This window comes from Methylobacterium sp. ARG-1, assembly GCF_001262595.1.
GTDB classification, from domain to species: domain Bacteria; phylum Pseudomonadota; class Alphaproteobacteria; order Rhizobiales; family Beijerinckiaceae; genus Methylobacterium; species Methylobacterium brachiatum.
In genome coordinates, this window is the sequence record NZ_LHCD01000040.1 from 15784 (window position 1) to 36214 (window position 20431).

Consider the following 20431-nt stretch of genomic DNA (forward strand, 5'->3'; position numbering starts at 1 on the left):
CGAAACACCCGTTTGCTGGTCCGTCTGCCGCTGCGCCAAGCGGCGCAGCGAGTTTCTCGGGCGAGACTCTTAGTAGCCCCGCTTCAGGTCCACGCGGTGCTCAGGCGCGCGGCCCGTGCGCACACGGTGGATGTTCTCGGCGATCTGCCGGGCCGCGGAGGCGGGGATCGCGACCGAAGCGAGGTGCGGCGTGACGAGAACACTCTCCATTGCCCAGAGCGGGTGTCCCTCCGCGAGCGGCTCCGCTTCGAACACGTCGAGGGTCGCCCCACCTATGTGACCAGCCGCCAAAGCCGCAACGAGCGCTGACTCGTCGATCACGGCCCCGCGCGACACGTTGATGAGCGCGGCGCCCCGCGGCAGCGAAGCGATCTCGTCCGCTCCGACCAGGCGCCGGGTCTCAGGGGTCAGCGGCAGCATCACCACCAGGATCTCGCTCCGCGCGAGAAATGGGATCAGCGCGTCCGGTCCCGCGTGACAGTCAATCCCGGGAAGCGCCTTCGGCGTGCGCGACCAGCCAGCGACGGAGAAACCCTGACGCGCAAGTTCGAGCGCCGCCGCGCCGCCGAGCTCGCCGAGGCCCAGCACGCCGACCCGGATCTCCCGGGCCTCGCGCGGATGGACGTAGTGCCAGCGGCCGGCCCGCTGGGCCGCCTCGAAGGCCGGGATGTCGCGGGCGTAGCGCAGCACCGCGAACAGCACGTAATGGGTCATCATCCGTGCCATCTCGGGGTCGGACAGGCGGGTGATCGGCACGTTGGGCAGGTCGTCCCGGCCGACGAGCGCGTCGGCGCCCGCGCCCAAGATGGTGACGAGCCGCAGGCCCGGATGCCGCGCGAAGAAGCCGGTCGGTGGCTTCCAGACCAGCGCGTAGCGAACATCGTCCCCGGACCCGACCTCTTCCGGTGTCCTGATGCGCACGTCCGGCAGCAGCGCCTCCAGCGCCTCGCGCCAGGGCTCGATCGGGTCGACGGCGCTCGCGAAGACGAGGGTCTCGGTCACGCGCGGACCTCCTGCACCAGGGTGGCGAGGGCGGTGATGGCCAGCTCGTAGCCGAGGCCGCCGAGTCCCGCGACCACGCCAGTCGCCGCCCGCGAGACGTAGGAATGGTGACGGAAAGGCTCCCGCTTCCAGATGTTGCTCATGTGAACCTCGACGATGGGGCCGGGAAAGGCCAGCAGCGCGTCGAGGATCGCCACGGAGGTGTAGGTGAGCCCGGCTGCGTTGATGGCGAGGCCCGCGGCCGTGCCCCGCGCCTCCTGGATCCAATCGACGAGCACGCCCTCGTGGTTCGACTGCCGGAAGTCGAGGCCGACCCCGACGCTTTCGGCGTGCAGCTCGCAGCGCGTCTTGAGCGCGGGGAAGCTCTCCGTGCCGTAGGTGCCGCTCGGGTCGAGCCCGTACAGGTTGGCGTTCGGACCGTTCAGGAAGAGGATCGGGATCGGCGCGGTCATGGAGCTTTCCTCGGTGCTTTCCTTGGGGCGTTCCTCAGGGGCTCGCTGCGCCGGGCACGGCTTCAGCGCGGCACCCGCCGCTCGATGGCGGGTGCGACCATGCCGGGGATGTAGGCGTCCGAGATGAAGGCCCGGCAATGGGTCTCGAAGGCCTCCACGAGGCGCGAGCGGTTGAGCTGCTTCAGGCGCGCTAGGCCGATGCGCATCGGGCGGTGCGTGCCGGCGAGCCGCACCCGCCGGAGCCGCTTCCCGTCAAGCGCGAGGTCGGAGCGCGGACGCACGTTGAACAGGGTGTAGCCGTGGCCGTTGGCCACCATCGTGCGCACCACCTCCTGATGGGCGGAGCGCGCGGCGATCTTCGGCTGCAGGCCCTCGGCCATGAAGAGGGCGAGGAAGTATTCGCGGCTCAGCGGCAGGTCGAGGAGGATCATCGGCTCGTCCACAATGTCGGCCATCGCAACGGCGGTTTGCTCCGCCAGCGGATGTCCCTCCGCCACCAGGACGTGCGGCGGCAGGTCGACGAGCGGGGTGAAGTGGATGTCGTCCGGCACGTGTAGGTCGTAGGTCAGCACGACCTCGGTCTCGGAACGGCGCAGGCCGATGATGAGCTGTTCCTGGTCGCCCTCGACGTAGCGGATCTGCGTGGCCGGGAAGGCGGTGGTGAAGGCGTGGGCGAGTTCGGGCACGAGCATCGGCGCGAGCGTCACCATGCAGCCGAGCGAGAGGGGCCCCCGCACCTGTCCCCCCGCCTCGGACGCCAGGGTGTAGAGCCCCTCGGCCTGCTCCACGAGGGCCTTGGCTTCGCGCAGCACCTCGCGGCCGATCGGCGTCAGCGTGAGCCCCTGCGCGTGGTGACGGACGAAGAGCTGCACGGAGAGTTCCCGCTCCAGATGCGCGATGGCCGTCGAGATCGAGGGCTGCGAGATGTGGATGCGCTCGGAAGCGAGCGTGATGCTGCCGGTCTGGCCGGCGGCGATGAAGTATTCGAGCTGGCGCAGGGTGAACCGCATTCGCTGCCTTCAGCGAGCGGCCGGCCCGACCTCGATGCCGCCTCGCGTCCCGTCCTCGATCATAGGTCGCCCGGGACTCCGTAACTCGGGGCCGAGACCGGGTCGAGGGCGCGGGTGACGTAGGCGTCCAGCTGCGGCCGGTAGAGGTCCCACAGCGCGGCGAGGCCGGCAATCGGGCAATCCTCCGTCCAGTCGACGCGCAGGTCCGCGACGGGCCACGCGACCTCGCGCACGAGCATCAGGCCGGCCGACCGCACCGGGCCGGCCTCCCCGCCGGCGGCGAGGGCCGCCCGCATCGCGACGAGCAGACGATCGCCGAGATGGCCGGACGTGCCGAGGAAAGCCTCGACCATGGCGGCGGGCACGCGCGCGTCAGCCAGCAGGTTGCCGCCGCAGGCGACGTTCTCGGCGCGCGCCTCGGCCCAGGTCCCGAGCGCCTTGGGCCCGGAATGGATCGCCGTGCCGCCAGCCGCGTCCACGACGAGCACTTGGCGGTACGCCATCGGGCCGCCGGTCCGCCGCAGGACGGCGACAGTCTCCTCGGCGTCGGCACCGAGCGACATCAGGTCCAGGGCGCGCCGGCCGAGCCGCGGGTCGGTCACGTTCTGGCTCGCGACCGCGCCGATCCCCGCACGGGCATGGGCGCACCGCGCCGCGACGGCGGGTGAGGAGGACGAGACCGCGACGCCGAACATGCCGGTCGACGCGCAGCGCGCCACGATCGAGAACGTCATGCCGCCTCCGGGATGACCGCGATGGCGTCGATCTCGACCAGCCACTCGGGCCGGGCGAGCGCGGAGACCACGATCCCGGTCGAGACCGGATAGACGCCCTTCAACCAGCGGCCGACCGTGCGGTAGACCGGCTCGCGGTAGCGCGGGTCGACGAGGTAGATCGTGATCTTGCAGATGTGCTCGAGCCGCGATCCGGCCTCTTCCAGCAGCATCGCGATATTGGCCATCGCCTTCTCGGCCTGACCGGCGGCGTCGCCGATCGCGACGCTCTCGGAGCTGTCGAGGTCCTGACCGATCTGGCCGCGCACGAAGACCATCTGGCCCCGGGCGACCACGGTCTGGCAGAGATCGTTGTCGAGCTGCTGCTCCGGATAGGTGTCGCGGGTGTTGAAGGGACGGATCCGCTTGTGGACGGTCATCGGGTCGTTCCTACCTCGGGCAAGAGCGCAGGCTGCCTGTCGCTGCGGCGCCGAGGGGCGCCCCGAGAACAGGGCGGCCCGCCATGGCAGGCAGAGGGCACGCACCCGGCCGCGCGACGCGTCGGGATCGAACGGTGGCGCCCGCCTTCAGGCTTGAGCGCAACGAGGATATCAATCCGGTCGGTCTCAACAACAAGCACTTGCTGGGGTCGTAGTTCGGAAAATACGAAGCCGCCGAGGGCTCGGGGGGCGGGCGCGATCGCCGCGTTTCAGGTCGCCTCGGGCCGCGTGCCCACCGTGACGATCCGGTTGATCCAGTGAGGCGGGAGATTCACCGCGCGTCACCCCTGTCACGGCAGCCCGGATGCGCGCCGAGACGCTGGACATGCTCGTCGGCTTCGAGTCGGTCCGCGCGCGTCGTTCGCTGCCCCGCGCTGAGGCCGCGCATCAATCCTCCGGCTTCGTGCGCTGCATCGACGGACGCCGCGCGAACGCCTCGTACCACGCCGCCGCAGCGGGCCGTCCGGTGCGCCAGCCGAGGTCGGGAAAGCGGAAATCGAGGTAGCCGAGAGCGCAGGCCGTGGCGACCGTGCCGATGTCGAGCGCGCCCGCAGGCCCGACGCGGGTCGCCTCGATCCGGTCGAGGGCGCCGGCGACCTTCGCGATCTGCCCCACCTCCCAGGCATCCCAGCGCGACGAGGCCGGCCGCATCACGCGCTCGTAGCGGAGCAGCAGCGCGGCATCGAGCAACCCATCGGCGAGGGCTTGACGGGTGAGTGCGTCCCAACGGGCCTCCCCCTCCGGGAAGAGGCGAGGACCGACGGAGCGCGCGTCGAGGTACTCGCAGATCACCCGGCTGTCGAACAGCGCGGTTCCATCGGCCAGCACCAGGACCGGGATCTTGCCGAGCGGGTTGTGGCCCACCGTCTCAAGATTCCGTTCTGTCGGCGATGCCGTGACCGGAACGATCTCGATCGCCTCGGCCTGACCGGTCTCGTGGGCCAGGACCAGGACCTTGCGGACATAGGGCGAGGTTCGCGCGTAGAGGAGCTTCATCGGGCCGGATCGTCCTGTCCCGAGCCCGTCTGGCCCGCTTGTCCATTCGGGCTACCCGGCTCGGCCGGGAAGGCGACGAGGCCTGCCTGTGGCACGAGCAGGGCCACCGGCGATCCGGGGGCGTAGGTGGCGAGCGCCCCGTGCCCCGGCATCCGCACCACCACCCGCCCGCCGCTCATGGGACCGGAACGGAGGTCGGCGTGCAGGTCGATATGCAGGTCGATGTGCGAGCCCTGGTAGACGAGGGCCGCGACCCGGGCCGGCAGGGTGCCGCTCTCGCCCGCCGGGCGCACGCCGAGGTGATCCGGCCGCACGAACACGTCGACCGCGGCGCCGGTCGCACAGTCCCGCAGGGTGTCGGCCTCGACCTCGCGGCGCAGGTCACCGATCGCGACCGTCGCGCGCTCGCCGGCCCGCGCTTCGAGGCGGCCGGGCAGGAGGTTCACGTCGCCGATGAAGCCCGCCACGAAGCGGTCCTGCGGGTGACGGTACACCTGATCCGGCGTGCCGATCTGCCGGACGCGACCGGCCGACATCACGACGATCCGGTCCGACATGCTCAGCGCCTCGCCCTGGTCGTGCGTGACGAAGACCGTCGTCACGCCGAGCCGGCGCTGGATCTCCTTCAGCTCGACCTGCATCGCCCCGCGCAAGTTCTTGTCGAGCGCCGAGAACGGCTCGTCGAGGAGCAGGACCTTCGGGCGGATGACGAGGGCGCGGGCGAGCGCGACGCGCTGCTGCTGCCCGCCGGAGAGTTGCCGGGGCGAGCGGTCCGCGAAGCCCGAGAGCTTCACGAGGGCGAGAACCTCCTCCACGCGCGCGGCGATCTCCCGTCTAGGCACGCCGCGCACGCGCAGACCGTAGCCGACGTTCTTCGCGACGCTCATGTGCGGGAACAGGGCGTAGTTCTGGAAGACGATGCCGACCTCGCGCTCGTAGGGCGGGGTGGCGGTCACGAGGTCGTCCCCGATGAAGATCTCGCCCGCATCCGCCTCCAGGAAGCCCGCCATCAGGTTGAGCAGGGTGGTCTTGCCGCAGCCCGAGGGTCCGAGCAGCGTCAGGAACTCGCCCTGCTCCACCTGCAGCCAGCTCTCCTCCAGCGCGGTGACCGCGCCGAAGCGCTTGACCACGCCGTCGAGGCGGACCGCCGGTCTTGCCCGGGGCGCCGCGGCCGTGGCGGGCCGGGGTGCCGCCGCGGTGAGATCAAGAGCCTTGCTCAACATTCAGAACCTTGCCGAGCCCGAGGAACGTGTTGGCGAAGATCAGGGCGAGGGCCGTGACCGCGATGTAGATCACCGAGACGGCCGCGAGCGTCGGGTCCGCGAACTCGCGGACGTAGCCGTACATCGCCACCGGCAGGGTCTGGGTCGCCTGCCCCGTCACGAAGAGCGAGGCGGTGAACTCGTTGAAGGACAGGATCGCCGCGAACAGCCAGCCGCTGGCGAGGCCGGGCGCGAGGAGCGGCAGGGTCACGGTGGTGAGCACGCGGCCCGGCCGGGCGCCGAGGCTCGCGGCGGCCAGCTCCAGCCGCTCGTCGATGTTCTGCAGCGAGATGTAGACCGAGCGGATCACGAAGGGCAGCACCACCACGACGTGGGTGAGGACCACGACGGAGAAGCCCCGCGCCGCGCCGATGCCGGTGGCCAGGACCAGGAGGCCGAGGCCGATGGTGAAGTGCGGCACGATCAGCGGCGAGAGCAGCACGCCCTCCAGCGCCGCCTTGAAGCGGAATGCGTATCGCTTCAGGGCGATCGCGAAGCCGGTGCCCACGGCGAGCGCGAGCGTGGAGGCCCAGGCGGTGACGACGAGGCTGTTCCACAGGCCCGTCTGGAAATCCCGGTAGGTCAGGGCCCGGGTGAACCAGCGCGTCGAGTACTTGGCCGGCGGGAAGCTCAGGATCGCCCGGTCGTTGAACGCGGCGAGCGTCACCACGAAGGCCGGCAGCACGATGAAGGCGAGGATCAGCCCGACGAGGACCCGGCCGGAGATCCCGAGAAGCCGGGTGCGGAGGCCGCGGCGCATCAGTGGCCTCCGAGCGCTTCGAGCGGGCGGGCGCAGCGGCGCACAAGCCACATCGTTCCGAGCGCCAGGACGAGGCCGGCGAGGCTCAGGGACGCCGCGACCGGGAAATTGAAGGAGGACAGGCCGAGCTGGTAGACCAGCGTCGAGACGACCCCGACCTTTCCGCCGCCGATCACCTGGGGCGTCGCGAAGGCGCTGAACGTCCAGGCGAAGGCGGTGGTGAAGCCCGCCACCACGCCGGGCATCGAGAGCGGCAGCGTCACGGTGAGGAACGCGCGCACCGGCCCGGCGCCGAGGCTCTGGGCCGCGCGCTCGTAGTCGCGGTCGATATGCGCGAGGGCCGCGGCCAGCATGATGACCATCACCGGCAGCGTGACGTGCACGAGGGCGACGATCACCCCGAGCTCGGTGAACATGAGCTGGATCGGCCGCTCGATCAGGCCGAGCTGGCGCAAGGTGGCGTTCACGAAGCCGGAATTGCCGAGCACCACCGTCCAGGCATAGGTGCGCACCACCTCGCCGAGGAAGAGCGGGGTCACCGCGACGATCAGGATGACGGACTTCAGCAGCAGCGAGCGGGTGCGCACCAGGGCGTAGGCGACGGGGTAGCCGACGACCAGGGTGATCAGCGCCGTCTCGAAGCAGATCAGCACCGTGTCGCGCAGCGCCCGGAGCACGATCGGGCGGTTGAGATCGGAGAAGTTCTCCAGCGTGAGACCGCCGACGTCGAGGGATCCCGGCACGTAGGCGTGCAGGCTGTAGCGCAGGATCGCCGCCATGGCGGCCACGATGGCGGCGGCGACCAGCACCGCCGGCGTCACGAACAGCGGCAGGAAGGGCCGGCGGCGGATCGCGGGTGTCATGAGGCTTCCCGTCGAGCGAGGCGCATGGCGGGGGCCCTAGCGCGCCATGATGTTCTCGGCGAACCACTTGCGCCAGAGCGCGGTCTTCTCGGCCCGGAGCTTCGGGTCGATGTTGATCGCCTGGGTCTTCCACTGCTCGGCGGTGGTGAACACGCCCGGCAGCTTGGCGATCTCGGGATCGACCTTGGCGTTGGTGACGGTCGGGCTGCCCTTCTTCAGCTGCGCGATCTTGGCCTGTACTTCGGGATCGAGAGCGATGTTGATGAACTTGTAGGCGAGCTCCGCCTTCTTGGAACCCTTGTTGATCGCGACCGTGTCGATGCCGAGAACCCCACCCTCCTTCGGGATCACCACGGTGACCGGCACGTCCTGGCCCTTCATGTAGTAGGCGTTCATGGTCAGCACGACCTGAACGGGCGTCTCACCGGTGGCGATCAGCTGCTGGCTGTTGGCGTCGTTGGTGTAGAAGGCCCGGAAGTTCGGCTTCAGCGCCTCGAGCTTGGCCTGCCCCTTCTCCCAGGTCGCCGGGTCGCCGCCCGAGAGCAGCGCCGAGACGGCGATGATGTGGCTCGGGTCGAAATCGGGCGCGGCGAGGCTGTTCTTGAGCTTCGGGTCCCAGAGATCGGCCCAGGAGCCGAAGGTCATGCCCTTGGGCGTCAGGTCCGCGCGGTAGCCGATCGTGTAGACGTAGCCCCAAGTGCCGAGATGCGCGGGGCTGACCCGGGCCTGCTCGACGAGGTTCGTCGCATTCGGGATCTTGGCCATGTCGAGCGTCTCGAACAGGCCGTCATTGACGTAGAGCCAGCCGACATGGGCGGTCGTGAAGGTCACATCGCTCTCAGGCGCGTCTTTGGCGAGCTTGGCCTTGTTGAGCCGGTCGATGGTACCGCCGGTGATGTACTCGACCTCGGCACCGGTCTCCGCCCTGAACTTCGTGGCGATGGCCTCGTCGATCAAATCGCGGAAGCTGCCCCCCCAGGTGCTGACGACGAGCTTCTCGGACGCCTGAACCGGGAAGATCGATGCGACCAGGGCGGAGGCAGCGAGGAGCGGGGTCAGAACACGCATCACGTCGACAGTCCCTTTCTCTGTAGTCTCGCGCGTCTGGCAAATCGAATGCCAGCCGCACATCCCAGTCCGAGGCGTTGTTCTAGATTTCGATCGAAATACGCCCTGTCGAGACACGTTCTCGGTTATCGATCATTCCTTGCAGATCCGTCGCTTAAGCGGCGATCGAAACCGGACGCACGGAGCAATGGCGCCCCTCCCCGATACTTCTCTTCAGAGGCGCGCCCCGCGCGAGCACCGACGATCTGGGTCGTGCTTTTGCAAGACGTCCTGTCAACGTCACGCGAAGAGCTGTCTGTACTCGCGTCGAGGCGTATCTCGCCGAGAAAGGCTAAATGGCCGCACCGGCTCATAAAGCACGATTTCCGGAAGCCTCTGGATCGGAAATCCTGAGGCAGCCGAGTTTGGGTTGCGGATTCGGCCCAAGCCCGGTCAGGAGGTGGTGGACCGACGGGGCGATGCGCCGAGCAGGGCACCTAGCTCGAAGGCCTGCGCGGGCGGCGCCCAGAGGATCGATCGGTTAACGGCGCGGATGTCACGCGGCCGCACAGAGCCATCGTGGTGTCGAGTTCCTGGCGGATGATCGCCAGCGACTTGGCGACTCCGGCCTGACCATAGGCGCCGAGCCCGTACAGGAAGGCGCGGCCGATAAAGACGCCTTTGCCCCCAAGGCGACGGCTTTGAGGACGTCCTGCCCTGAGCGGATACCGCCGTCCATCAAAACCTCGATGCGGGATCCCACCGCGTCTGCGATCTCGGGGAGCGCGGCAATGGTCGAGGGCGCCCCGTCAAGCTGACGACCGCCGTGATTCGAGACGATCAGTGCCTCGGCTCCTGTGGTGGCCGCCTTCTCTGCGTCCTCCGCATCGAGGATGCCCTTCAGGATGAGCCGGCCCTGCCAGCGGTCGCGTATCCGCCGAACGTCGTCCCAGTCGAGGCGCTGGTCGAACTGGTCCGCGGCCCAGGCGGAGATGGATCGAGTGTCGCGCACGCCCCCCACGTGGCCGACGATGTTGCGGAACGTCCGCCGTTTCATGCCGAGCATCGACCAGCACCAGCGGGGTTTGGTCAGGAGGTTCAACGCGGTGCCGAGCGTGAGCTTCGGGGGGCGGGGCGGCGGAGAGGCCGTTGCGGAGATCCTTGTGCCGTTGCCCAAGGATCTGGAGGTCCAAGGTGAGGACGAGCGCGGAGCAACCTGCCGCCTTCGCTCGATCGATCAGCCTGTCGTTGAAGGCACGGTCGCGCATGAAGTATAGCTGAAACCAGAACGGCTTGGTCACGTTCTCCGCCACATCCTCGATGCTGCAGATGCTCATGGTGGAGAGCGTGAACGGTGCGCCGGCTTCCTCCGCGGCGCGTGCGGCCAGGATCTCGCCATCGGCATGCTGCATGCCCGTCAGCCCTGTCGGCCCTAGACCCACGGGCATCGCCACCGGCTGGCCCGCCATCGTCGTGGCGAGCGAGCGGTTGGTAATGTCGACCGCCACGCGCTGGCGCAGCTTGATCGCGGCGAAGTCGGCCTCGTTGCCGCGGTAGGTGGATTCGGTCCAGGAACCGGAATCGCAGTAGTCGTAGAACATCCGCGGCACGCGCCGCTCGGCGATCCGTCGCATGTCCGCGATGGTTGTAATGATGGGCGCCATCGTCTGATCAACCTCGAGTCAGAGGGCGGGGCAGCCCCTGCGATCAACCGTTTGTCGAGGACCGCACCTGATCAGCATCGGCCTGTTGCTCGACGGGGATGCAATGCGGCGGGAGCGAGAGGTCGTGCGACCTGATGACCCGACAAATGTCCTGATCGGGTGGCCAGAACCGTCTCGCCGAAACCATGGGCTTCTTCGCCGAGGGCACGCTTTGGCCGGCGCGGTGCTCGCTGAGATGTCCATCTGATCCGGCGCGGAGCAGTGCGCCACGAGACGTCGCCAAGCGCAACAGTACCGCGTGTCTCATAGCCGCCTCGACCGCGCTCGATGTCGCTTCCTCGGGTCCGCCGAGATGCGCCGCGAAGATCCCGGCGCGGCCTGCGTCACGCGCCGAGATGGGCGGGAACCGGTACGTCCGCCTCCCGGACCTATGCCGGGATCCGCCCGTGGCGCGATCTGGACCAGCGCCTATCTGTGCTCAACATCCGCTTCCGGGATGCGGTCACGGACCACGGTACGGCGGCAATGGGCGCAAAGCCGAAGGTCCGGTTTCGAGCAGCGTGCTGATGTCAGCTCATGGCGCATTTCAGGAGTGGGGCGAGCACGTGTAGCTCAGCCTTCGGCTCGCTCAGCCAGTCGAAGCTTTGCTCGCGTGGAGCACTTCCTTGCCTTTCAAGCGCCGTCGAAGCCCCGCGACCTCGGAACTCAGAACACCGGTAATCTTAAAACGGTGCCGACCCTTCCGGGAGCCGTCCGGCCGCCGCGTCGTGATCGTCACCTCGTGGATCAGCGCACGCTGCCGTGCCTCAATTCTCGCTTGCCGCGCAGCTGCGATGGCGTTCTTTGGTGAGGCAGCCGCTCGCTTCGACGCCGTGCCCTGCCGCGCCCAAGCGTGAAGCCCTTGACCTGGAGTCGCCGCCAGCGTCTGAACCCGGCTCGGCAGCACGTTGGCTGATTCAAGGTACTGAATCGCCCTCACATCCCGGCTGATGAGCTTGCGCGCCGCTAAGCGCTCGGCGAGCGTCTCGCCGCCGTACTAGACGAACCGCTCGACGATGAGGTGCAGGTCATGGGTAGTGCGTGATCGCTTGCGCCCGCTCAACGTTTCAAGCTCGGCCATGAGCGCAGCACGCAGCGGGCTAGCGCTGATTCGGACGTAGGTCGCATAGGCCAGCGCGATGGCTTCAAGGTGCTGTGCGTCCGACGCCTTACGGATGCTCAAACCGGCCCGCTGCAACCAACCCGTGCTGCCGAGCGGCTGCGACCCGGCACCCTTGGCCTGATGCAGGAAGCGTTCAGCGTCGGCGGCCACAGCGTCACGGCTACTGGCGTGAGCGCCGGTTCGACCTGCTTCGGCGACCTTGGTTGCGAGCTTACCCGCATTTTGCCCATCAGGCGCTTCCGCCGACTCGTTGCGACGGGGCGGCCAGTTTAAAGGGGAGGGGGAACGTGGTCGGTTAAACCGAAAAGACGGAACTGTGTCATTGAACATGGCCTCGATCCATTCCGAGCAAACGGCCGCGCTTTGAGGCAGCACGACACTTCGTCGATATGAATTGGCGGCACGCCGAACCGAGTCATCAACTCGCTTGATAGAATTTCATATTCGAATGCGCACTTGCGGTCACATCGAGGTTTAGACCCGCCCAGATGCTCGTCACATCGATCCGATTCGAACCGAATGTGACTTAAAGCATAAGGCGAGATGTTGCGTCACGTCAGGGCATACCCCGATGTTTGCTGGGCGACTTATAGGGGCAACTTTGCAGTCAATCTAGCGACTGCGACCTGTTTCTCTCCTCTGAAGAGATTGGGCGACCGGTTCAAAATTCGCCTGACCCGAAACTGTTTCCAGCCTCGCGCAGGGTCAACCAGCACGAGAAGCGCGACCGGCTCCCGTCGGCGGCTGCGCTAGCTCGGGCGCGTGAGCCAATCCTGACGTGGTGGCATGCGGCTTTGGGCACCGACGCGGCGCTGATCGACAGGTTCTAGGCCGAGGCTCGGGCAGCGCTGCCGATTGCGACGGATGCCTCGTATGAAGCTGCGTTCGCCGACCTGGAATAGCAGCGCCTACGCGTCAGCCAGGATCAGCAGCCGCCGGAATGGCCAGGACGAGCGACCGCTGTTCCGTAATACAACGCAGCCTATGTCCCGCTGGCCTTTTGCAACCAACCATCGCTGCTTGAACTTGCCGGCCTTCGCGGACTGCGGCCCGATCATGCCAGGATGGCGGCGCAGGGTCGCGCCACTGCGATCTGTCGTCCAAAAACAAAGACAGCGTGGGATCGAGCTCATCACGCCGAAGGCAGAAACATCCAGCGGCTCTATGGCTTGCCCGCAGCTTTCTTCGACGGCTCGGCGGGTTTGATGCTTCCCGTCTCGGATACTCGATCACGAGCCTGATCGAAGCGCTTCTTCGAAGCGGCTAGCTCGCGCTGTGAACCGGCAAGCTGCCCCTTCGCCGCGTCGCGGACCGCAATAGCTTGGCCGAGTTCCTCGCGGGCAGAGGCAAGTTTGCCTTGCCACACGCGAACGAGGTCGATGTTGGCCTGCTCCAACTCCTTCTGACGACTCACCAACCCGTATTGCTCCGCCTGAAGGAGGCTGACCTGCGTTGTGAGCTCGCGGTTAGCAGAAGACTTATTCGCGTAGGCTCCCCAACCCGCTAGGGCGTAAACCCCCAAAACCAGGGGCAGCAACTGAGCCCGTGTTGGCTTCCATGCAAAAAGCACGTGAAGTTTCCAGCGCAGAGCTTCGAGTAGGCGAGGCATGGGCCCGTTGTCTCCCGTCGCAACCGTGCGGACCTCATTGATCCGAACGGCTGATCGATCAGACTCACAATCGTGCCCACGCAGCGTTAATGGTTGCTTACGGCACACATCACCAAGCGACTAAGGATGTGTCGCGAGTCCGCTTCGGATGACCGCCGGCTTGAACGTGCACCCATAATGGGCAGATCCGGGGCGACGACGCAGTAGCCGGCCTCAGGGGACGGCAGCCATGGATCCAAGCGCCCTCCACCCTGCAGGCCACGCTATCTAAAGCGAGACCAGTTCGGGCCGAGCTAGGACGGCGTGGCCAGCCCGAGCTTGTCGTGTGCCTCTGCTGGCGTCATCTGCCGAATGGATTCTTCGGAAAAGCCAAGTTCACGAAGCGCCGCCCGCTGACGGTTTGTGATCATCAACGACACGGCCGGAGGCGTTGAATGCGCGGCGCCCGTAGCGTTCAGCTCGGCGTCCTCGGCGCGGCCAACCGGGTCGAGGAACGCTTCCTCTACCGCGACCTGATCGAGGAGCAGCCGAAGATCGTCGTCAGTTCCCGCCATTCACGACCCTCATTGCTCCTCTGCCGACCTCAGGAGTACGCCGGATCAGCAACGGGACGGCGGTACAGCCCTTTCTGACGAAGCGGCAAGCTATGGCCGTCAGGGCTGTTCCGTTTGAGCTCGATCTTGCCTACCGTCGCCCCGAGTGGAAGCGGTGACGCCAGCCCTCATTTAGCCTGCGCTCCTCCGCGCTCTCCTCTAGGACGGCTTCCAAACGCACCAGGATCATCGCGAAGCCGTTCTGCTGATGGTACACCTGCTCGTATAGGGCCGGCGCGCGGAGATCGCGCTTCACGTCGATCCAGAGATCGGAACTGCACTCGGCGATGTCGCTCGCGATGTTCAGCCGATGCGGACTGCTGTGATAGAGCGAGCCTGTCGGAACCGGGCTGCCGACCGCGGAGATGATGGCCGGAAAGGAGAGGCTGCGGTAGCACCGCTGCACCCGACCATTGCCGGCCACGACGATGGCGATCCGCTCGGGATGGTATTGCACGTAGGCCCGAGCCGCCGTCTCTTTACCGACCGCGAAGTCGCGCGCGAGCACAAGCACGTGCTGCAGATCGGGCTGGAGAAAAGCCGCCATGGCTCCCCGCAGCAGGTGCGGGGGCATCAGCATCAGGGCGGCAAAGCGGTTGGCCTCGACCTCCCTAAGCTGCCGCTGGTCGCCCGCCTTGGCCGTGAACCGGAGCAGATCAGAGCTCTTGCACAGGAAACGGTCGGGCTGATCCGGAATGTGGTGCGCCATCAGGAAGTGGCCGAGTTCGTGTGCGATGGTGAACCGGCGACGCGGCTCACCCCCGCGCTTGGCCAAGATGGTGCCTACAGACCGCTTCGCGTCGATGACGAGGCCACCCTCGAACGCGTCGGTGTCGAGGTCTTCGATCCTGCTGATGCCTAGGCGCGCGCACAGCTCCTGGATAGGCACGGGCACCGGAAGGTTCGGCTCGGTCTGCAGGATGCGTTTGACGAGCGCCTCCGGTGAGCCAGCGTCCGCGACGTCTATCCTGCTGATCAGCATTCACGCAGCCCCTCTCCGTTCCTGGGCTGACCCGTCAAGCCACCACGTACCCGCGATCCGAAGACCAGGGCTATGGGGAATTTGCGCGGGCGGTAACCCACCTTGGGTTCAGCACGAAGGCTAGGCGCAGCTTGCGGCGGCTTCACCATCGACGACATCTCCAGACGAGCTGTCCCGTTGCGGTGAGCACGCAACTAACGCTTCTTGCCCAGTTCGGCGGCGATGTCCTTCGTCATTCGACCAACCTTCCGATGCGCCGCCGTCAGTTGGTCCTGCGTGACACCCCAGCGCTTCATCCAGAACTCAACAGCCTTGCGTTCCGACAAATCGAGTCGGTCCTTATCGATGAAGCCACGCTTGTCCTTGAGGCCGGCCATTGGAGGTCCTACTGGTTTAGTGGCATGCAATCTGGGAAGGATCTCGCGGCCTTCCCGACAGGGTCCGGTTTAAATGGATGCGAGGAAGCGGAACGTCAGCCTGCCCATCGGCACTTCGGCATCCGCCTGAGTCGTTTAGAGCCGCGCTCGATGGTACCGGCCTCCGCGACCGGGGGCATCACTTCGCGCCAAGGATAAGCCAACACGGGAAAACTCTGCAGCAGCAGGCAGGGCTGGCTGGGCTCCTCGTGCTCGGCGTCGAGCAGGTGCACGAGCGGGCCGTTCACGCCCTCGACGAAGTGCGAACTGATGCTGGCAGAGGGACCAACGAGCCGCAGCGGAGGCAGGTCGGACATGCATCAAACATTCGATTGCATGTCCGTTCGTGACAGCCATCACTGAGGTTGTGCCGTTGCCCTGAGCCATTCACGCAGCTTGGTCCAGCGCGGCCGCATGTTGCCGCCGCGGACCGCGATCCCGAGCGCCTTGCGCTGTACCAGCAGCACGACGAGTCGCTTGCCGCGGGTCACCCCCGTGTACAGGAGGTTCCTCGCCAGCATGGTCCAATGCTGCATGGCGAGCGGGATCACCACCGCCGGGTACTCCGAGCCCTGCGACTTGTGGATGGTCGTGGCGTAGGCGGGTACCAGCGTGTCGAGTTCGCCGTAGGGGTAGATCACCTCCCGCCCCTCGAAATCGACGATCACCGCACCCTCGTCCTCATCGATGCGTGCCACCGTGCCGAGATCACCGTTGAACACCTCCCGGTCGTAGTCGTTTTGGCTCTCCATTACCCGGTCCCCCGGAGAGAAGCGCCAGCCGAACCGCTCCACCGAAATCAAGGGGTTCGGGTTCAGCACCGCCTGAAGCTCATGGTTGAGGTTGCGCGCGCCGAGCACGCCGCGCTGCATCGGGGTAAGCACCTGCACGTCGCGCACTGGATCGAGGCCGAAGCGGGCTGGGATACGCTTGGTCACCACCTCGATCAGCGTCGTCACCGCCGTCTCGGGCTCGTCAATCTCGATCAGGTGGAAGTCACTGTCCGCGCCCCGTGCGGCCGGTTCGGGCATTTTGCCGGCATTGATCCGGTGCGCGTTCATGACGATCCGGCTCTCGGCCGCCTGCCGAAACACCTCGGTCAGCCGCGCCACCGGGACGGCTTCCGAAGCGATGACGTCCGCCAAAATTTGCCCAGGTCCGACAGAAGGCAGCTGATCAACGTCACCGACGAGAAGTAGCGCCGCGTGCTCGGGGATCGCCTTGGTCAGGGCATTCATCAGCGGCACATCGACCATCGAAGTCTCGTCGATCACCAGCATGTCACAGGCGAGCGGGTTGTCCTCGTTGCGCAAGAAGCCGCCGTGCTTCGGGTCGATCTCCAGCAGGCGGTGGATCGTCTTGGCTTCCAACCCCGTCTGCTCATTCATGCGCTTGGCCGCCCGGCCTGTCGGGGCGGCGAGCAGCACCTGCACGCCCTTCGCCCGCAGGATGCGCAGGATCGTGTCGAGCGTCGAAGTTTTACCCACGCCCGGACCGCCGGTGATCACCGCGAGCTTGGCGCCGAGCACGAGCCGCACGGCTTCCCCTTGCGAGGGCGAGAGCGTCCTCCCGGTCTTCTCTTGGACCCAGGGCAGCGCGCGGGCGAGGTCGATCTCAGGCCAGGGCGGCGCCCCCTTCGTTCGGCGGAGCAACCGCTCAGCGATCATTCGCTCGGCGGCGTGCAGCCCGGCCAGGAAGATGCACGCCTTGTCGCCGAGGATGTCCTGCACGACTTCGCCCGTCTCCAGTACGTCGAGCAACGCCGAGCGGATCAGCGTCGCCTCGACGCCGAGCAGTTCGCCCGCGAGCTTGATCAGCTCCGCCACAGGTAGCGCACAGTGGCCGCCATCGGTCGCGGTCTGAAGGGCAAACGAGATGCCCGCACGCAGCCGCTGCGGCGCCTCTGGGGTTAGCCCGAGCTTCATCGCGATGGCGTCGGCGGTCTTGAAGCCGATGCCGCGGATGTCCTTGGCCAGCCGATAAGGATCCTCGGTCATGACCACGATGGCGTCGTGGCCGTAGGTCTTGAAGATCCGCACTGCCCGCGCCGTTCCAACACCGTGGGCGTGTAGAAACAGCATGATCTCGCGCACGGCCTTCTGCTCGGCCCAGCCGGCGATGATGCGGGCGGCGCGCTTCCGGCCGATGCCGGCGACCTCGGGCAGGCGCTGCGGCTCAGCCTCGATGATCTCGAACGTGCCTTCCCCGAAGGCCGCGACGATGCGCTTGGCCATGGCGGGGCCGATGCCGCGCATGTGTCCGGAGGCGAGGTACTTCTCGATGCCCTCGACCCCGGTGGGCGGTGTGACCTTGAGGGTGTCGGCCTTGAATTGCACGCCGTGCTGGCGATCCGTGTGCCAGATGCCGGTGGCGGTGATCCACTCGCCGGCCGCGATGGCGGGGGCATGCCCGATTACCGGCACGAGATCGCGTTTGCCCCGCGCCTGGACTTTGAGCACGCAGAAGCCGGTTTCCGGGCTGTGGAAGGTGACGCGCTCGATGGTACCGGCCAGCGCCTCGATTTCTGGACCGGACGAGCCGGAGAATGCGCGTGCAGCCACGGCCGCTATGAGATCCTATGAGCCTGCCTCGGTGATTGACGCCTCGATACTGTACGAGTCGGTTCTGCAATATGGGCCGTCGCTTACTCGATGTCATGGTGCTGATCGACACAGCGGGCAGTGTCGGCGTTCATTCAGTCTGCGGGATACCGGCCATGTTCGATGTGACGAAGATGCTGGCGGACGCGCTGGGTGAGCACCTCGCGCTCACCTACCAGCGCACCTTCGGCAGTCGGGAGCCACGTTTTGCCGAGGTGATCGAGGCGTCCGCGCGCCTGACCATCGAACGCATCGTCGGCAGCGATGCGCTCTACCACGACGGCGACCACACAGCCCTCGTCACCCTCGTCGCTCAGGACATCCTGCGCGGCCGGTTCCTCGACAAGGGCATCACGCCGGAGGATTGGCTGCACATGATCCTGGCGGCGCTGTACCACGACATCGGCTACGTGCGCGGCGTCTGCTCGGGCGACCGGGCGAACGCCTTCGTCATCGACGCCCAGGGCACCACTATCGGTCTTCCACGGGGCGCCTCCGACGCGGCGCTGGCGCCCTACCACATCGAGCGCTCGAAGCTGGCGGTGCAGGAGCGCTTCGGCACGCATGATCTCGTAGATGCGCAGCGGGTGATGGGCGCCATCGAGCTGACCCGCTTCCCCGTGCCCGCGGACGACGAGCACCGGGAAACCGGGACGGAAGCCGGCCTGATGCGTGCGGCCGACCTGATCGGACAACTCGGCGATCCACTCTACCCCCGCAAACTGAACGCACTGTTCCACGAGTTCGCCGAGGTCGGCCTCGACAGGCAGCTTGGCTACGCAGGCCCAGCTGACCTAGCGGAGCGGTACCCGGCCTTTTTCTGGGGCAAGATCGAGCCGGTCATCGGGGATGCAATTCACTTCCTCGATCTCACGGTCGAGGGACGTAGCTGGGTGGCAAACCTGTACAGTCATGTGTTCGCCATCGAGCATGACCGCCGCCGCATGGGTCCCCACCCCGGCTGAGCTATTAGAATGGCTCTCGGCACTATCGACCTTGGTGATAGTAGCGATCAACGAGTTTCGCCCTCGCGCGCGCGGGCGCATCGTCCATCTACGTCCGGTACAAGCCGTTGCAAAATATGGGGTACAACGCGGGCTGACCGCCTCAGTCGTACCAATTTTAAGAGTTATAACAGTAACTTAAGCCACCCAGGTGGCGGAGACGGAGGGATGACCGACATTGCCCGGCGCCAGGGCCGGGACGAGGATGTCCGGTGAGGCAGCGCTGGAAGACCGCGGGGCTGTCCGTCGTCACGCCGCGGGCAGCCGCCACGTCGACACGCAGGATGGGCTGATCTGCAGCGCGGCAGCGATCGGCCGGATGCTCTCGCCAGCTTCGTAGCGCGCCACCGCACGGGCTCGCAGGTCGTCCGCGTAAGGCCGCGTCACCCCTCCCTCCAGGCGCCGACGCACCGGAGGATCGGATGACCCGACGCCTGAAGCCCCGATTCTAAAACCGAGGCACGTTCTAGCGCAGCCCGAATTTCCGGCGAACCAGGACGATGCAGAGCAGGCTGACGCTGGCCGCGAACATCAGGAAGAAGCTCGGGGCGAGCGCCGTGTGGGTGATGGCGATCAGGCTCTCGATCCAGAACGGCGCGAAGCCGCCGAACAGCGTCACGCCGACATTGTAGCTGATGTTCATGCCGGTGCTGCGTGTGCGCGTCGGGAAGATCTCGGCCATGAGCGCCGGAAGCGCCGCGCTGTAGCTGGCCTTGAGGGCGCCGATCAGCGCGAGCACCGGCACGATGACGAGGAGCGCCGGATAGCTGATCAGCAGCGCGAAGGCCGGAAACATCAGCACGAAGACCGCGATCACCACGGCCCGCATGATCGGCGTCCGGCCGATGCTGTCCGACCAGTGCCCGACCAGCGGCGCCACCGTCATCAGCATGACGGCCCCGACGAACGAGGCGACGAAGCCGATCCAGGAGGGCAGGCCGAGCTGGTTGACCGCGTAGGTCGGCGTGTAGCTGATCATGTAGTTCAGCGCCGTGGAGGTCGCCACGAGCCCGGTCGCCAGCAGGATGTTCAGCCATTGCTGCACGAACAGGTCGCGCATGGGCGAGTTGGTCGCCTCCCCTTCGGTCGAGTCCTCGAATTCGGGGGTCTCCGCAATGTTGCGCCGGATGTAGAGGCCGACGGGCCCGATCAGCAATCCGAACGCGAAGGGCAGGCGCCACCCCCAGGAGGCGATCTGGTCCGCGCTGAGCGTGGCGCTCAGGATGACCCCGGACAGGGCCGCCATCACGCTGGCCAGGCCCTGGCTGGCGAACTGGAAGCTCGCGAAGAACCCTTTCCGCGCCGGACCGTGCTCGACCATGAAGGCGGTCGAGGCGCCGAACTCGCCGCCGACGGAAAAGCCCTGGATCAGCCGGGCGGCCAGCACGCCGATCGACGCGAAGATGCCGATCGACTCGTAGGACGGCATCACCACCATCATGAAGGTGCCGACCATCATGAGCAGGATCGACAGCATCAGCGCCGGCTTGCGGCCGACCCTGTCGGCGTACAGGCCGAGCACGATCGCGCCCAGCGGACGCATCAGATAGGAGATGCCGAAGCTGCCCAGCGCCAGCAGCAGCGAGGTGGTCGGGTTGCTGCTCGGGAAGAACAACTTCGAGATCGTGACCGCGAAATACAGGTACAGGGTCAGGTCGTAGAATTCGAGGGCATTGCCGATCGAGGACGCGATCACCGCCTTGTACATCTGCGAGGCGTCGCGGGAGGGTGTTGCGCGCGCGGCCGCGACCGGTGCTGACATGATGAACCTGATGCTGGTGCGGGGCGACAAAGGT

20 protein-coding genes and 1 pseudogene are annotated in these 20431 nt (G+C 66.8%); 1 reads left to right on the top strand and 20 read right to left on the bottom strand.

What is annotated here, in order from left to right; genetic code table 11:
* Positions 1–69: 69 nt before the first annotated feature.
* From AKJ13_RS25905 to AKJ13_RS25990, 18 genes and pseudogenes are all read right to left on the bottom strand, one after another.
* Positions 70–1002: a glyoxylate/hydroxypyruvate reductase A gene (locus AKJ13_RS25905; protein WP_082317131.1), complete on the bottom strand. Its 933-nt coding sequence runs from the start codon at positions 1000–1002 to the stop codon at positions 70–72.
* On the bottom strand, positions 999–1454 hold the full coding sequence (locus AKJ13_RS25910) for a type II 3-dehydroquinate dehydratase (protein ID WP_050735908.1): 456 nt from the start codon (positions 1452–1454) through the stop codon (positions 999–1001). The genes AKJ13_RS25905 and AKJ13_RS25910 overlap by 4 nt, the downstream gene beginning before the upstream one ends.
* A 62-nt stretch (positions 1455–1516) precedes the next feature.
* On the bottom strand, positions 1517–2464 hold the full coding sequence (locus tag AKJ13_RS25915) for a LysR family transcriptional regulator (protein ID WP_050735909.1): 948 nt from the start codon (positions 2462–2464) through the stop codon (positions 1517–1519).
* Positions 2465–2523: 59 nt separating this feature from the next.
* Positions 2524–3198 carry a DUF1028 domain-containing protein gene (locus AKJ13_RS25920; protein WP_050735910.1) on the bottom strand — a complete coding sequence of 225 codons (675 nt, stop codon included), beginning with the start codon at positions 3196–3198 and terminating at the stop codon, positions 2524–2526.
* Positions 3195–3617 carry a RidA family protein gene (locus AKJ13_RS25925; RefSeq protein WP_012320171.1) on the bottom strand — a complete coding sequence of 141 codons (423 nt, stop codon included), beginning with the start codon at positions 3615–3617 and terminating at the stop codon, positions 3195–3197. The genes AKJ13_RS25920 and AKJ13_RS25925 overlap by 4 nt, the downstream gene beginning before the upstream one ends.
* Positions 3618–4064: 447 nt before the next feature.
* Positions 4065–4673: a glutathione S-transferase N-terminal domain-containing protein gene (locus AKJ13_RS25930; RefSeq protein WP_050735911.1), complete on the bottom strand. Its 609-nt coding sequence runs from the start codon at positions 4671–4673 to the stop codon at positions 4065–4067.
* Positions 4670–5896 carry an ABC transporter ATP-binding protein gene (locus tag AKJ13_RS25935; RefSeq protein ID WP_050735912.1) on the bottom strand — a complete coding sequence of 409 codons (1227 nt, stop codon included), beginning with the start codon at positions 5894–5896 and terminating at the stop codon, positions 4670–4672. The genes AKJ13_RS25930 and AKJ13_RS25935 overlap by 4 nt, the downstream gene beginning before the upstream one ends.
* Positions 5877–6695: an ABC transporter permease gene (locus AKJ13_RS25940; protein ID WP_050735913.1), complete on the bottom strand. Its 819-nt coding sequence runs from the start codon at positions 6693–6695 to the stop codon at positions 5877–5879. Before AKJ13_RS25940 ends, AKJ13_RS25935 begins: the two co-directional genes overlap by 20 nt.
* Positions 6695–7558: an ABC transporter permease gene (locus tag AKJ13_RS25945; protein WP_082317132.1), complete on the bottom strand. Its 864-nt coding sequence runs from the start codon at positions 7556–7558 to the stop codon at positions 6695–6697. Before AKJ13_RS25945 ends, AKJ13_RS25940 begins: the two co-directional genes overlap by 1 nt.
* Before the next feature lie 36 nt (positions 7559–7594).
* On the bottom strand, positions 7595–8626 hold the full coding sequence (locus tag AKJ13_RS25950; RefSeq protein WP_144426396.1) for an ABC transporter substrate-binding protein: 1032 nt from the start codon (positions 8624–8626) through the stop codon (positions 7595–7597).
* A gap of 432 nt (positions 8627–9058) precedes the next feature.
* Positions 9059–10269 (bottom strand): annotated as a pseudogene (locus tag AKJ13_RS25955) (alpha-hydroxy acid oxidase).
* 1036 nt (positions 10270–11305) lie between these two features.
* A complete protein-coding gene (locus AKJ13_RS25960; protein ID WP_050735914.1) occupies positions 11306–11581 on the bottom strand; it encodes a hypothetical protein in 276 nt (91 codons plus the stop codon).
* A 1012-nt stretch (positions 11582–12593) separates the two neighbouring features.
* The gene (locus tag AKJ13_RS25965; protein WP_064774672.1) at positions 12594–13040 is read right to left on the bottom strand and encodes a hypothetical protein; all 447 of its coding nucleotides are present in this window, start codon (positions 13038–13040) and stop codon (positions 12594–12596) included.
* Positions 13041–13333: 293 nt separating this feature from the next.
* Positions 13334–13594, bottom strand: coding sequence for a hypothetical protein (locus tag AKJ13_RS25970; RefSeq protein ID WP_050735916.1), 261 nt, complete (start codon positions 13592–13594; stop codon positions 13334–13336).
* Between the two features lie 130 nt (positions 13595–13724).
* Positions 13725–14615 (bottom strand): ImmA/IrrE family metallo-endopeptidase, encoded by an 891-nt coding sequence (locus AKJ13_RS25975; RefSeq protein ID WP_050735917.1) that lies wholly within the window; start codon positions 14613–14615, stop codon positions 13725–13727.
* A gap of 194 nt (positions 14616–14809) precedes the next feature.
* The gene (locus tag AKJ13_RS25980) at positions 14810–14992 is read right to left on the bottom strand and encodes a DUF3606 domain-containing protein (protein WP_003600567.1); all 183 of its coding nucleotides are present in this window, start codon (positions 14990–14992) and stop codon (positions 14810–14812) included.
* A gap of 95 nt (positions 14993–15087) precedes the next feature.
* On the bottom strand, positions 15088–15348 hold the full coding sequence (locus tag AKJ13_RS25985) for a hypothetical protein (RefSeq protein ID WP_050735918.1): 261 nt from the start codon (positions 15346–15348) through the stop codon (positions 15088–15090).
* Between the two features lie 39 nt (positions 15349–15387).
* Positions 15388–17592, bottom strand: a complete 2205-nt coding sequence (locus AKJ13_RS25990; RefSeq protein ID WP_200905706.1) for an ATP-dependent RecD-like DNA helicase — start codon at positions 17590–17592, stop codon at positions 15388–15390.
* 155 nt (positions 17593–17747) lie between these two features.
* Here AKJ13_RS25990 and AKJ13_RS25995 point away from each other — a divergent pair, with 155 nt between their 5' ends.
* A complete protein-coding gene (locus AKJ13_RS25995) occupies positions 17748–18596 on the top strand; it encodes a hypothetical protein (RefSeq protein WP_050735920.1) in 849 nt (282 codons plus the stop codon).
* A 288-nt stretch (positions 18597–18884) separates the two neighbouring features.
* Here the strand turns inward: AKJ13_RS25995 and AKJ13_RS31660 are convergent, their stop codons facing one another.
* Both AKJ13_RS31660 and AKJ13_RS26000 read right to left on the bottom strand, forming a co-directional pair.
* Entirely contained in the window at positions 18885–19022 is a 138-nt protein-coding gene (locus AKJ13_RS31660) for a helix-turn-helix domain-containing protein (protein WP_244471734.1), read from the bottom strand.
* Between the two features lie 79 nt (positions 19023–19101).
* Positions 19102–20397, bottom strand: coding sequence for an MFS transporter (locus tag AKJ13_RS26000; protein WP_050735964.1), 1296 nt, complete (start codon positions 20395–20397; stop codon positions 19102–19104).
* Positions 20398–20431: the final 34 nt, after the last annotated feature.